The organism is Enterococcus sp. S22(2020) (genome assembly GCF_020295385.1).
GTDB lineage: Bacteria > Bacillota > Bacilli > Lactobacillales > Enterococcaceae > Enterococcus_L > Enterococcus_L dunnyi.
Genome location: NZ_JACFUD010000002.1, coordinates 486,068 through 500,536, shown reverse-complemented (window position 1 = coordinate 500,536; position 14,469 = coordinate 486,068). Strand labels below are relative to the sequence as shown.

Below are 14,469 nucleotides of genomic sequence, written 5' to 3'. Positions count from 1 at the left end.
TCGTCTATTTTTTCAACCAGCTCACTGCTGTATCAAAATAAACTTTTGCTCCTTCTTTTAAAATCGACTCATCAAAAACGATGGCAGGATTATGCAAATTGATATTTTCTTCTGATGCGACTAAAAGAACCGTTGCTGTTGGAATCAATTGACTGATTTCGCCAAAATCCTCGCTTCCCATCAATGGTGTTGAGATAGGAATATCTACGATTCGTTCTGCGCCAAACGTTTCTGTCAGTGAGTCTTTGGTAAAGGCTGAAAGTTCAGGATCATTGATATTGGTAGTACATCCATTCGTAAAGACGACCTCTGCTTCTGCACGAAATGCTTTGGCAATATTTTCTGCGATCGCTATCATTCGTTCTTTGACCTGCACACGTACATCTTCTTTCAATGTTCTTAATGTGCCCTTCATCACAGTCGTTTCAGGAATGATATTTGAAGCTCCTGGTGTTCCTCCTGTAAATTCACCGATCGTCAATACAAATCGTTCTTCTGAACCGATCTCTCTTGCAGAAAGCTCCTGTAAAGCAGTATAGATATGCACAGCTACATTGATTGGATCGATCGATGTTTCCGGTTGAGAACCATGACCGCCCCGTCCTTTGATATTGATCTCAAACCAGTCAGCACTTGCCATGAAGGTTCCCCCTGGCGTCGGCATGATTTGTCCGACTTTTAGCGTGCTGAAAGGAAAGACATGCATCATCATTCCTGCATCCACTTTAGGGTTTTCTAACACACCACTTTCGATACAAACTTTTGATCCTGAAAGAATCTCTTCTCCAGGCTGGAACAATAGTTTTACTTGCCCTTCAAGCTCATCTTCAAACTCTTTCAGGATTTTTGCAGCACCTAAGAGCATCGTTGTGTGCATATCATGCCCACAAGCATGCATATAGCCATTTTCAGATTTAAAAGACAAATCAGTCAATTCCTTAATTGGCAAAGCATCCATATCTCCACGTAGTAAAAATGTTTTTCCCGGCTTTTTCCCAGCAACAACCGTAATTCCTGATTCCCCGCACGATTGGGGATCATATCCATACTCTGTCAATTTTTCTTTCACGAACGCAACGGTTTTAGGTAATTCCAGCCCAATCTCTGGGTTTTGATGCAAATGTCTTCTGATTTCGACCAGTTCTTCTTGTAATCCATCAGCAAATAATGTTTGTTTTTCTGTTAGCATTTATTTTTCTCCTTTTCTTTTGATCCGATGTGACTTTAACTGATATACATAGATCAATCGAGCGACGCATTGATCTTATCGTAAACAACCAAAAACAACAGATAAAACGTTAAACCTATCATACCAAACCGCTGCGTCATTTTTCCAGTCTATTTTTTAGGCATGGTGTGGATACTGTGCCCTGTTAAAAGCTCATAAGCTTCACCAACGCCTTCATTGTACGTTGGATGAGGATGAATGATCGTCGTCACTTGATCGATTGTCAAGCCAATTGCGATAGCTGTCGCAAACTCACTGATCATATCTGTCGCACGCTCACACATTAGATGAGCACCGATGATTTTATCACTTTGGGCTTCTGCGATGACTTTGATAAAACCTAAAGAAGAACCTGCAATGATCGTTTTTCCGTTGCCGGCCATCGGATATTTACCGAGTTTGATCGAAATTCCCTGTTCTTTTGCCTGTGCCTCTGTTATTCCGACTGAAGCGATCTCTGGCGTCGTATACACACAAGATGGAACTAAGTCCAAATCATAGACACCTGCCTTTTGATTCATTGCCATCACAGCATTCACTCCTTGAGCAGAAGCTAGATGTGCTAATTGCATACCGCGGCTGGCAACATCACCGATCGCATAAATGCCTTTAACAGATGTTTCAAAGGTTTCATTGACCCAAATCGCCTGTTTATCAAGCTCAACAGCAAAACCTTCGGCAAACAGTCCATCAAATGCAGCTTTACGACCTGTTGCGATCAGTACGGCGTCCCCTTCTGCACTCATTTCTTTGCCTTTTGAAGTGAATGTACAGGTCAACAGCTCATCTTTAGTGATCGATGCAACACTAGATTTAGTAAAGATCTTGATTCCTTGCTTTTTCAGGATCAATGCTAATTTCTTAGAAATCTCACTATCAAAATTTGGTAAAAGCGTGTCAGCAGCCTCAATGATCGTCACATCACAGCCTAGATCATTAAAAATCGAAGCAAACTCGACACCGATCACACCTCCACCGATAATGACCAACTGCTTATATTGATTTGACTGAGCCAAAAGTTCATTACTCGTTAAAACACCAGGTAATTCACTTCCAGGTATGGGCGGAATCGCTGGTTTTGAGCCAGTTGCAATCAGGATCTTATCTGTTTCATAAGTTTCTCCTGAAACTCTGACTTTACCTTTTGCAATGATTTCGCCGCGTCCCATGATCAAGTCCACTTTGTTTGCCTTGACTAGTGCTTCAACTCCTTGAACCAATTGATCGACTACTTGCTCTTTTTTTTGATAGATACTATCCATGTCAAGAACGATATTGTCGATGTGAATGCCGATTTCCTCTGACTGCTTGATCGTTCTAACTGTCTCAGCAGAATGCAGCAAAGATTTCGTCGGGATACAGCCTCGATTCAAGCATGTCCCGCCAACTCTTTGCTCTTCAACAAGTGCTACTTTCATGTCCAACTGAGCAGCCTTGATTGCTGCTACATAGCCTCCAGGTCCTGCTCCAACAACAATTAAATCATACCTCACCCTTTTCACTCCCTTCCTTATTCTTTAGAAAAATCATAACGAACGATTGGATGCCGCGCCGCTCTCACTTCATCTACACGATGAATTTGAGCATGGAGCGGATAATTATGGAAGTCCTCTGGATTTTCATGCGCCGCTTCATACAATTTGCGGTAAACAGAGATGGCGTCATCGATCCGTTCTTTTGATTCTGTTTCAGGCGGCTCTACCATCAATGCTTCTGGTACCGTCAATGGGAAATACATGGTCGGCGGATACATTTTATGATCCAATATTCCTTTAGCAACATCTAAAGCTGTAACACCCGTTTCTTTTTTCAATCGATCTAAACTGATCACAAACTCATGCATACATGTATCGCCATATGGTACTTCAAATATATCTTTCAATTCATGAAGCATGTAATTTGCATTTAAAACTGCTCCTTTAGATGCTGAGGAGATCCCTTCAGAGCCTAAGAATAAAATGTAAGTCAACGCACGTAAAAAGACAGAAAATTGACCATAAAAGCCTTTGACTTGTCCAATAGAATCTGCCGGTTCAGTAAAGACGATTTGTTCTCCTTGTTGAACTGGAAAAAAATTGGGTAAAAATGATTTCAAAATATCTTTACAGCCTACCGCACCAGAGCCTGGTCCGCCACCGCCATGCGGTGTTGAGAATGTTTTATGCAAGTTTAAATGAATGATATCAAAGCCCATATCGCCTGGTCTGGCAACGCCCATGATCGCATTTAAATTTGCGCCGTCATAGTAATTTAAGCCGCCAGCATCATGAACGATTTTCGTGATTTCTAAAATATTTTTATCAAAAATACCAGCAGTATTCGGATTCGTCAGCATCAATCCAGCCGTATCTTCACCGACCGCTTCTTTCAATGCCTCTATATCCACACATCCATATTCATCCGACGGAATATTGACTGTGATCATACCAGTCATTGCCACACTAGCAGGATTTGTACCATGAGCAGAGTCAGGAACGATGATTTTATTTCGTTGGGGCTGGCCATTTTTTTCATGGTAAGCTTTGATCATCAACAAGCTGGTAAATTCTCCGTGAGCTCCTGCAGCTGGTTGGAAAGTGATCGCATTCATCCCTGTGATTTCTTTCAATAGTCTTTCTGTCATAGTGAATACTTCTAAAGAGCCTTGCACAGTTCGTTCCGGCTGTAGCGGGTGGATATTGGAGAAAGCTGGGAATGCCGCCATTTCATCGTTGATTTTTGGATTGTATTTCATCGTACAAGAACCTAGCGGATAAAATCCATCGTTGATCCCAAAAGTCGCATTCGCCAGCTCAGTATAGTGACGGCTGATTTCAGGCTGCGGCAAAGATGGTAAATGTAATTCTTTTTCTCTTTTCATCGTTTCTGGCAATTCAACAACAGGCACATCACAAGAGGAAATCATTTCGTTATAATAGCCTTCAACACTTCGTTCAAAAATCAATTTCATGACTGGCATGCCTCCTTCACTAGCGCTACTACTTCATCCATCTGCTCTTTTGTATTCATTTCTGTCACACACCATAGCAACCCTTTTTCAGTAGGATAGCCACCCAAAATATCATGTTCTTCTAATTTAGCAAGAACGAGGTCTTCTGAAACCGGTAATGTAGTGACAAACTCATGGAAAAATGGCGCATCATTTGCCAGCTGAACGCCTGCTATTTTACTTAATCGATCTGCTAAATAATGTGCTTTACTGTAACATTGTGTAGCAACTTCCTGAATGCCCTTGGCACCCATCGTGCTCATATAGGCTGCATTCGTCAATGCGCACAAGGCTTGGTTGGAACAAATATTAGAAGCTGCTTTTTCTCTGCGGATATGCTGTTCTCTCGCCTGTAAAGTCAAAACAAAGGCGCGATCTCCAGCTTCATCTACTGTTTCACCCGCGATTCGACCAGGAAGTTTTCTGATCATTTTTTCTTTCGTCGCAATAAATCCGATATAAGGTCCGCCAAAAGCTAGCGGCAAGCCAAATGGCTGTGAGTCGCCTACGGCAATATCTGCATTGACTTCTCCAGCTGATTTTAAAACTGTACTGGCAACAGGATTTACATTCATGATGAATTTTGCTTTTGCTTCATGAACTAACCCTTCGATTTCTTCCACTGCTTCGATACCACCGTAATAATTCGGCTGTTGAACGATAAAACAGGCTGTTGTTTCATCTAAGGCTTCTTTTAAAGCGGCTAAATCTGTTAATCCATCCTTCTCAGGGATCATCACAAACTCGATATCCCTAGAGCTAAAATAAGTGATCGCTGTTTGCACAGTCATCGGATTGGTCGTCTCGGAGATCAAGACCTTCAGTCTTTTTTTCTCTAAGCACATATTGATCCCTTCTGCCGTCGCTGTTGCACCGTCATAAACTGAAGCATTTGTTGCATCCATCCCTGTGATCTCACAAATCATTGTTTGGTATTCAAAAATGGATTGCAGCAACCCCTGACTGATTTCCGGCTGATAGGGTGTATAAGATGTGACAAACTCTTCTTTAGCTGCGATTTGTTTGACGATAGCAGGGATATAATGGTTATAAGCGCCTGCTCCACGAAAGACTTTAGAGAATACTTTATTTTTCCGTCCCATATTCTCTATGATACTGCGTACTTCAAATTCTGATTTCCCAGCAGGAATATCAAGTTTTTCTACCAGCATTTCCTTTGGGATCGATTGGTACAGTTCGTTCATCGAGTTGAGCCCGATTTTTTCCAGCATGTCTTTTTGCTGTTGCTCTGTTGATCCAAGATAATTTCCCATGAATTAAGCCTCCTCAGATTCTTCGCAGAATTTCTTATACTCCTCAGCTGTTAATAAATCTTCGACTTCCTTGATTTCTTCGACTTCGATCAGCCAAGAATCTAATGGCGCTGAATTGATCAATTCAGGGCTATCTAAAAGTTCTTCGTTCACAGCAGACACAGTACCTGTCAATGGAGAATATGCTTCTGAAACAGCTTTAACTGACTCGATATCAGCAAATGATTCTTCTTTAGTGACTTCGTCTCCTTCATCTGGAAGATCGATAAAGACGATGTCTCCTAATTGATCCTGTGCATAATCAGATAAACCGATTTTTACTTTGTCTCCTTCAAAAAGGACCCATTCATGTGATTTCGAAAACTTCAATTCTTCTACTTTTGCCATTCTAACCGTCTCCTCTAGTCAAATTATTTTTTTACAAATGGAATCTCTACAACTTCAGCGGCAATTTTCTTGCCTCGTACGTCAACTTCGATCGATGAACCGATTTCTACAAGACCTTTATCCACAAGCGCCATGGCACAAGCTTTATTCACATAAGGACACATCGTTCCTGAGGTAGTTGTGCCGATTTCCTGTCCATTGAAATACACAGGTGCTCCTTCACGCACGATTCCCCGTTCAGTCAATATTAAACCGATGCGAGTGATGCTTGGTTCACCTTTTTCCTCTAAAGCTTTTTTTCCGATGAACGCTTCTTTTTTCATCTTCACCGCAAAGCTTAGATCTGTTTCAAATGGAGTGATTTCATCATTCATTTCATGTCCATATAGCGGCATCCCTGCTTCTAAACGCAAGGTATCACGTGCACCTAGACCACAAGGAACAAGTCCGAATTTTTCGCCTGTTTCCAATAATAGCTCCCATAGTTTAACTCCATCTTCAGCAGAACAATATAATTCATAGCCGAATTCTCCTGTGTAGCCCGTTCTGGACAATAGGCAAGTGATTCCGCCCACATTAGCATGTTCAACAAAACTATAATATTTTTTTGGAATATCCTTTTCAGCAGTCAGCTTTTCAATGATTTCTTTTGAATTAGGACCCTGTAAAGCGATTTGAACGAATGAATCCGACTGATCTGAAAAGTCAACTTCACCAAACAAATGCTGCTTCATCCAAGCAACATCTTTTTCTCTATTCGCTGCATTGACTACAAGTAGATATTTATCCTCACTGCATTTATATACCAAAAGGTCATCGATGACTCCGCCATTTTCGTTACACATCAAGGTATAGCGGACCCGACCTATTTCTAAATTAGTAAAATCATTGGTTAAAACATATTGCAAATTCGCTAAAGCATCTTTTCCTTCATACACGACTTCTCCCATATGGGAAACATCAAATAGACCAACTTGGTTACGAACCGCCAAGTGCTCTTTGATCACGCCTGTTTTTGCATATTGTACAGGTAACATGTAGCCTGCGAAAGAAACCATCTTTCCGCCAGCTTTTACATGCGCATCATATAAGGGTGTTTTTAGATCCATCTTCATACTCCTTTACTTTTTATTTTTTCCATCTGTTTTTCACACTGATTTTATTGACACCTCCATGCTGAAATAAGTATATAAAAACAGAGGAACAGGCACCTTAAAAAAGTGCCTGTTCCTCTGTACAAAACCTGAGAGATTCGTCTTCTCATCGAAGAGTTGCTCCTTCGGTGCCTATGCTTTCCAGAGTGATGTCCAATTACGGTCCGTTTACCTGAGATCTTCATAATAAAGGGTGCCCCAATTATTATTTATTCCTTCGGTGCTGTCAGTCAGTCTCTCCCGTAATTTTCTTCCATCAAATCTATTTTAACTTCTATGTTTTTAACGTTGAGATAAATAAACGAACGCCTATACTTAAAATTTACCATAGATCCATTTTTTATCCCAATCATTCTCCTTTTAGCTTAAAACTTTTTTGCCATTGTCTGATACGCAGGTTTCATATTCAAAGTAAAATATTGCGGAATCGTTGCCTTCTCTAAATGTTCGTCTAAAGATAATGTTTGAATCATACGATTTTCATACAAATGAATATACATAACTTTTTTCTCGCAATCATAAGCGCTTGTATACTGTGTATACTGAACGTCTTTCTCCGAAGTCACTTTCACCACTCCTTTTGGAATATCAAAGCTGTTCAAAAGATGAAAGATTTGTTCGATCACCAGATCATCGCTTACTGGTGCTGTAAAATGCTTTAAATACGCTGCTCGGATAAAACGTGATTGCGGGGTATAATCTCCTGGCAAGCCACGCATGCCGGAACCTTTACCGTTAGAAAAAATGTGCAGATCTCCCATTTGAATATCACTTGCTATCTGATCACTAAGTCCAACATAGTTTTGAAGATTGATTAAATGCCAGTCAAATTTAGGGCTATTTGTAAATACCCCAACTGGATTGTCATACACTTCATAACCACCTTCGACGGAAGGTTCAACAACAACAGATGCACCCGTTCCATCTTGGAATACATAATGTTGAGGAATACCCAACTGATTGTCCACGATCGCGATTGCCGTATCTTGATTCACCCGCTCTTTGATTTCCTGAACAGAGGCATAATTCGTCAACGCATATGTCACAAATTCCGCGCCGGCTAGAGGAAGCTTGCCAGCTGAACGGATCTTTTCTTCTTCAATATAACGATTATAATTGCCAAAATAAAAGGAACCGCCCATCAATCCTTTTTCGTTCACCCCATCTATCAACAACGGATTTTCAGCAAGTGCTACACCCATTGCAGCATAACGGATCCTAAAACGATCAAGTGATACTTTTATTTCACAATCTTTGGGAATAATCGCTCCTTCATAATCCAACAAAAGATTGAATTCCTGCGTACGTCCCCAATAATGATTTCCTTCTTTTGATTCTACTGAAATTCCTGTACACATACCTTCACATCCTTTTATTTTTTCAAACTTACACTTTTCGTTGAACCATCAATGTGATGATTCCTGATACAACAAACGATACTGCAATAAAAATAAATGAACTAAAGAAATTGCCTTGAGACAATTGAATCAGAGCACCAATGATCGTTGGCGCAACGAATCCTCCTGAGACGCCTACTGCATTGATCGTTGCATATTTTGCAGATACTTCTTCCGACGGGAAAATCTTTAGGGGAATACTCATCAATGTCGCAAATGCCAAGCTGGCTGCTGCTACTGCCAAAGCCAAAAATAGCATACTTGCTATAAAGCTGCTAACAAGCGAAACAAAAATAGAAAAGACTCCACCGCTTATTGTAGCAACTAAAATCACATATTTTTCTTTTCCCATAAAGTACTTATTGACCATTACACCGCCTGCCATCGCCGCAACCATTGTGAATAATCCAATAACTGCTGACACGTAAGCTGTTTGAGTCAAAGCAAGTCCATGCGCTTCTACTAAATAAGTCGCCATCCAACCGTTTAATCCATAGACAGCTGCATTGATGAAAAAAGCCGCAAAAATCATGACCCATACATTTCGGTCCTTCAATACTTCTTTAAAAGAAATCGATTGTCTATTCTGCAGCTGCTCTTTGACTCCGCCAAATTCTTTTGGAATCACAAAATACATCATGACCGCAATCAGCATCACTGCTACACCTAATAAGTAATAGGTTTTATGCCAGCCGACCATTACCAATAGCGGTGCGATCAGCAACGGCCCAATGATCGAAGCAAAACCTGATGAAGCAATCATTGTCGATTGCGCTGGCCCACGTTTTTCTAAAGGTAGTTCTTGTGAAATAAATGTACTTACGGAAGATGGGTACCCAGAATGAGCGACCGCTCCAGTCATAAATCGAACCATAATTAGATATAATAATGAAAAACCAAAGCCGAATAAACAAAGAAAAATACCTACTAAAAATACAGAAGTGATCATCATTTTTCTAGTACCGATTTTATTCGATAGATACCCAAATGGAATTTGAAAAATCGTGTATCCTAGAAAGAAAGCACTTAAGATCAACCCTTTTTGCTGCGGATCAAAGCCTAAATCCGTTGCAATCGTTACCAGCGACATACCAATCGTCATCTTATCCACATAGATACAACTATAGCCTAAAAAAATAGCTGTAAGCATCCAAACAACATTTCTCGGTTCCTTTTTATCCACAAAATTCCTCCTCACTCAAAGAAAGCGCTTTCTTATATTATGCTCGTTATTTGTGAAATGTCAATAACTCAAAGCGAATTATTTTGCACAAAGTCACAATTAAATGGTTTTTATAACGCCCTTTATTGTTCAAAAAAGAGAGCCAAAAATAAAACGGAATTGCTTTATTTTTGATTCTCTTTAGTTCTCGTCTAGAGTGACCGATTTTTTTCTAACTGATTACTTAAGCGAGCAAATTCCTCTAAAGAAAGGGTTTCACCGCGACGTGACGGATCGATTTCTGCTTCAGTCAAACTTTTTGTCAGCCATTCTTTTGTCGTTTCATCTTTGCCGTACGAATGCGTCAAATTGTTCCATAATGTTTTACGACGTAGTTGGAATGACGCTTTGGTCAATTTAAAGAATTCTTTTTCGTTCGTGACATCTACAGCTGGTTTGTCACGTTTCGTTAATTTGATGATCGCTGAATCAACATTCGGCTGTGGGATAAAGACTGTTTTAGGTACAATAAACGCAATACTTGCTTCCATAAAATACTGCACAGCGATCGATAGAGAGCCATACGCCTTCGTACTAGGCTTAGCTGAAATTCGATCAGCTACCTCTTTTTGCATCATGACGATCATCTCGCTAACCTCTAAATCAGATTCTAAAAAATGCATCATGATAGGTGTTGTAATGTAATAGGGCAGATTCGCTACGACTTTGATCGGCAGCTCTTCTTTAAACACGTCTTTTGTCGTTGTGATCAAATCTGCCTTGAGCACATCTTTGTGAACAACAGTTACATTGCTATAAGGACTAAGTGTATCTTCTAATACAGGAATCAGGCGATCATCGATTTCAAAAGCTAAAACCTGAGCGGCGTTTTTTGCCAGTTGTTCTGTCAAAGCGCCAATTCCAGGGCCAACTTCTATTACATTTGTCTGTGTATCGATGCCAGCAGTTTCAACGATTTTACGTAAGATATTCGGTTCTGTTAAAAAATTTTGCCCTAAACTTTTTTTAAATGAAAAGCCGTGCTGCTTCAAAATTTCTTTCGTTCTTGAAGGAGTGGCGATTTCTTTATATTCTGTCACATTGATTCCTCCGATTTTTCACTTGCTGCTTTTATGATAGCATTCATGGCATCAGTAAGCTCTTTTTCTGTGATTCGAAACATTTTGAGCCGTTTCGTTAGCTGTTTGCTATTCGTATAACCGATTCGTAGAGCATCCCCTAATTTTTCTCTACGTTCTTTTGCATGAGCTCCCGCTATTAAACCATATTCTATCAACATTTGTCGAGGGATCTCCTGATAATCATCTTCTTCATGAACAGGTGTCACGATCTTTTCTAAAGCTTCTACTATTGCTTCATCACTAGCATGTTCCACACCTAAACTTGACCTGCGTTTTTTAGGTGCCGCCAAGCGTCTGGATAAGAAAGCATGTTTGGCATCTGGTACAACTTCCATGATCGTTTTACGTATTTTTTCTCCTGAATAATCTGGATCTGTAAAAATGATCACACCTCTGGTTTCTTGTGCATGCTCGATTTGCTCCAAAATCTCTTCATTGATTGCTGAACCGATCGTTTCGATCGTATCTGCATCAACGACCTCCTGAATCCGTCTTGTGTCGTCTTTTCCTTCGACCACTATGATTTCTTCGATCCTGAGTTTTTCTGTCATTAGACTAACCTAAACAAGCGATGGGCATTATCGGTCGTATTTTTAGCAATTTCATCAAAAGACAACTCACGCAGTTCAGCTATTTTTTCGACGACAAAACGCGTATAACCTGGTTCATTTCTCTTGCCTCTATAAGGTACAGGTGCTAGATAAGGGGCATCAGTTTCGACTAATAAACGCTCAAGTGGAACCTCTTTTGCTACTTCTTGAACCTCTAAGGCTTTTTTGAACGTCACCACGCCGCTTAGTGAGATATGCATGCCCATATCTAAAAATTTCTTCATCCATTCAGGATCGCCGCTAAAACTATGCATGATTCCGCCGATATCGCGGATATCTTCTTCTTTCAAAATTTTATAGGTATCTTCCATTGCATCTCTTGTATGAATACTGATCGGCAAATTCATTTCTTTAGCTATCGCAATTTGACGTCTAAATACTCGATCCTGAACCTCTTTAGGATCTTCCATCCAATAATAATCCAAGCCGATTTCTCCAAGTGCCACTACTTTAGGTGTGGTCAATCGTTCTTGTAGTAGTCTTTCAATTTCCGGCGTATAGCTCCCCGCTTCAGTCGGATGCCAGCCGATGATACTTTGAATCTCTGGATATGTTTGACTTAGTTCTAGCGATTTCTTGATCGTTGCTGTATCAAAACCAACAACTGCCATCTCAGTAACTCCAAGTTCCTTGGCACGGGCAATCGTTTCAGGAATATCTTCATTAAATTGTTCTGCATTTAAATGGGTATGTGAATCAAATATCAAATAAATTCCTCCTCTGTCTTCTATACTTTATCATACTTTTTACAAAAGCTGAACGGACAGTATTTATTCTTTTCTAATTTTTATTATTGATTTGTTTCTCTAAATAGATTATACTATTCGGTTACACCATTTGATGTCAGGGGGAGTCGTTATGTCCAACGAAAAAACACAAGAAAACCAGCAGCTTCAGTCGATCTATACTGAATTACTGCAAGCAGAAAAAACGTATCAAAAAGCCATCCAAGAAGTCAACGCTGATGGGAAAAGTATCTTAGAACAATTTGGTGGTGATACGAAGCTAAATTTCGACAGCTATCTTGATAACCTTGATACCTTCTCCATGTTGGAAATGAAAAACAGAGAAATCGACCAACTCAATATCAAGAATGAAACGACCGCTAAGCAACTAGAAAAAGTCGAACGTTTACTCAAAGTGCCTTATTTTGGGAAAATCGATGTTACTTTTTTAGATGCTAGTGATGATCAGGACACCTTTTACATCGGGATGAATGATTTCACTAATTTAGAGGGCGAAACTCGTATTTATGATTGGCGTTCGCCGATTGCTTCACTTTTTTATAAGAACATTTTAGGAAAAAGCAGCTATACTGCTAATGGATCAGAAATCCCAGTTCATTTAAATCTGAAAAGGCAATTTATCATTGATAAAGATCAGCTGATCAACTTTTTTGATACAACACTCGCGATTCAAGATGATGTGCTGCTGCATTCTTTAGAAGCAGATTCTTCTCAATATATGAAAGATATCACAACAACGATCCAGCAAGAGCAAAATGAGATCATTCGGGATGAACGCTCTCCTCTATTGGTAGTCGACGGTATCGCCGGTAGCGGGAAAACTTCTGCCATTATGCAGCGGATCGCTTATTTGCTTTATAATCATCGTTCTGAGATCACTGCAGATGATATTTTACTCTTATCGCCAAATTCAACTTTTATTGACTACATTTCACAAGTATTGCCTAATCTAGGTGAACGTAATCCAATGAATTTGACCTTACTGCAATTTCTCAAATTTACGTTTCAAGAGGAACAAACGATCGAAAATGAGATAGACTATTTCACGCGTATTACAGCTGGAGGAGTATCAAAACAACAGCAAATCATTCAAAAAAAGGAATTTGTTACCTTTATTCAGGACTATCATGATACAAATGCTATTCAGCCTTCATTATTCAAACCGATCATGTTTAAAAGTAAACCTTTGTTTTCCGCTAAAACGATTTTTGATTTGTATCAGCAAACCCCTGGCACTTTAACGATCAGAGATCGTATTTCTGCGACAAAGGAGAAACTAGCTAGCCAATGGAACCGTTACTTGATCAAGCAATCAAAATCGAAACAAATGATCGATCAAATGCAGGATTTGACTGAAGAAGAACAACTACGTTATTTCCATACCACCTTTTCTGATCAAGAAGAGCATCAATTGAGTGAATTTGCTTTGAAACGACTGCAGCAAAAGTACCGCACTGTTCAAAAAGCCATTGCTAACTTTTCCTGGTTCGATCAATGGCAGCTTTTTGAAACACTTTATAAAAGCTATACAACAACTGATTATGTTCGGGAAGCTACAGCTTATACTGCTGATGAAATCGTGATTTTACTCTTGATCAAAGATACGTTCATCGAAGACATCACAAATCGTCAGATGGCTTTTATTCTTGTTGATGAGGTACAAGATTATACAGAAGCACAGCTACTTTTATTATTAAAGCTATTTCCTCAAGCCAGCTTTACTTTCGCAGGAGATGAGAACCAAGCGATTTTCAATACCTCGATCAGTTTTTCAGATTTGGAGCGTTTATTAAGCGGCTCTCGATCAGTATCAACACATCAGCTGCTGAATAGCTATCGTTCCAGCAAGGAAATCACGCGACTTTTTCAACGATTGGTCACAAACCATGAGTCACTGAATATTATACCTATCAGAAAAGATGGTGAAAAACCTGTCTTTATCCAATGTACGGATCATGAAGACTATCTAGAAGCACTAACTAAACTGTTAAGCACCTTAACAACAGATGAAACAATAGCGATCATCACAAAAACAGCTGCTGAAGCTCAGCAATTAACAACCGAACTTTTGCTGGACCCAGAAGAAAAACAAGTACAAATTCTCTCGATCGATATGGCTAAAGGGCTGGAATTCGATCATGTGATCATCCATGATCCATCCACACAACATTACGGAACTACGGATAGAGAGAAGAAGATTTTGTACACAGCTATTTCCCGTGGGATGAAACAAGTATTCCTTCCTTATATTGGAGAATTGGCAGAGTTACTGACAGATTAAACAGTCAGCTTACTAAAATAACGCAAGAATCATTAGAATCAATGCTAAAATCCAGAATAGCCTAATAATAAGACCATCTCTTTCTGTGGTGTAGCAGT

General features: G+C 39.7%; 12 protein-coding genes and 1 riboswitch. Of the genes, 1 reads left to right on the top strand and 11 read right to left on the bottom strand.

The features are described 5' to 3' along the window. Nucleotides 1-4 precede the first annotated feature (4 nt). The 11 genes from H3T55_RS05225 to H3T55_RS05175 form a co-directional block, all read right to left on the bottom strand. Nucleotides 5-1,189, bottom strand: coding sequence for a M20 metallopeptidase family protein (locus H3T55_RS05225; RefSeq protein ID WP_225533632.1), 1,185 nt, complete (start codon nt 1,187-1,189; stop codon nt 5-7). 149 nt (nt 1,190-1,338) lie between these two features. After that, nucleotides 1,339-2,721: a dihydrolipoyl dehydrogenase gene (gene lpdA, locus H3T55_RS05220; RefSeq protein WP_225533631.1), complete on the bottom strand. Its 1,383-nt coding sequence runs from the start codon at nt 2,719-2,721 to the stop codon at nt 1,339-1,341. A 17-nt stretch (nt 2,722-2,738) separates the two neighbouring features. Then, entirely contained in the window at nt 2,739-4,178 is a 1,440-nt protein-coding gene (gene gcvPB, locus H3T55_RS05215) for an aminomethyl-transferring glycine dehydrogenase subunit GcvPB (RefSeq protein WP_225533630.1), read from the bottom strand. Then, nucleotides 4,175-5,491, bottom strand: a complete 1,317-nt coding sequence (gene gcvPA / locus H3T55_RS05210; protein WP_225533629.1) for an aminomethyl-transferring glycine dehydrogenase subunit GcvPA — start codon at nt 5,489-5,491, stop codon at nt 4,175-4,177. Before gcvPA ends, gcvPB begins: the two co-directional genes overlap by 4 nt. 3 nt (nt 5,492-5,494) lie before the next feature. Continuing rightward, nucleotides 5,495-5,878 (bottom strand): glycine cleavage system protein GcvH, encoded by a 384-nt coding sequence (gcvH, locus tag H3T55_RS05205; protein WP_087640969.1) that lies wholly within the window; start codon nt 5,876-5,878, stop codon nt 5,495-5,497. 23 nt (nt 5,879-5,901) lie between these two features. Further along, nucleotides 5,902-6,987 carry a glycine cleavage system aminomethyltransferase GcvT gene (gene gcvT, locus H3T55_RS05200; RefSeq protein ID WP_225533628.1) on the bottom strand — a complete coding sequence of 362 codons (1,086 nt, stop codon included), beginning with the start codon at nt 6,985-6,987 and terminating at the stop codon, nt 5,902-5,904. 195 nt (nt 6,988-7,182) lie between these two features. Next, nucleotides 7,183-7,285, bottom strand: a riboswitch (glycine riboswitch). Between the two features lie 112 nt (nt 7,286-7,397). Then, nucleotides 7,398-8,390: a linear amide C-N hydrolase gene (locus tag H3T55_RS05195; protein ID WP_225533627.1), complete on the bottom strand. Its 993-nt coding sequence runs from the start codon at nt 8,388-8,390 to the stop codon at nt 7,398-7,400. Nucleotides 8,391-8,418: 28 nt separating this feature from the next. Next, nucleotides 8,419-9,612 carry an MFS transporter gene (locus tag H3T55_RS05190; protein WP_225533626.1) on the bottom strand — a complete coding sequence of 398 codons (1,194 nt, stop codon included), beginning with the start codon at nt 9,610-9,612 and terminating at the stop codon, nt 8,419-8,421. Between the two features lie 191 nt (nt 9,613-9,803). Continuing rightward, the gene (gene rsmA, locus H3T55_RS05185) at nt 9,804-10,691 is read right to left on the bottom strand and encodes a 16S rRNA (adenine(1518)-N(6)/adenine(1519)-N(6))-dimethyltransferase RsmA (protein ID WP_225533625.1); all 888 of its coding nucleotides are present in this window, start codon (nt 10,689-10,691) and stop codon (nt 9,804-9,806) included. Then, a complete protein-coding gene (gene rnmV / locus H3T55_RS05180) occupies nt 10,688-11,284 on the bottom strand; it encodes a ribonuclease M5 (RefSeq protein WP_225533624.1) in 597 nt (198 codons plus the stop codon). Before rnmV ends, rsmA begins: the two co-directional genes overlap by 4 nt. After that, on the bottom strand, nt 11,284-12,051 hold the full coding sequence (locus H3T55_RS05175; protein WP_225533623.1) for a TatD family hydrolase: 768 nt from the start codon (nt 12,049-12,051) through the stop codon (nt 11,284-11,286). The genes rnmV and H3T55_RS05175 overlap by 1 nt, the downstream gene beginning before the upstream one ends. Before the next feature lie 151 nt (nt 12,052-12,202). Here H3T55_RS05175 and helD point away from each other — a divergent pair, with 151 nt between their 5' ends. After that, nucleotides 12,203-14,371, top strand: a complete 2,169-nt coding sequence (helD, locus tag H3T55_RS05170) for an RNA polymerase recycling motor HelD (protein WP_225533622.1) — start codon at nt 12,203-12,205, stop codon at nt 14,369-14,371. Nucleotides 14,372-14,469 lie beyond the last annotated feature (98 nt).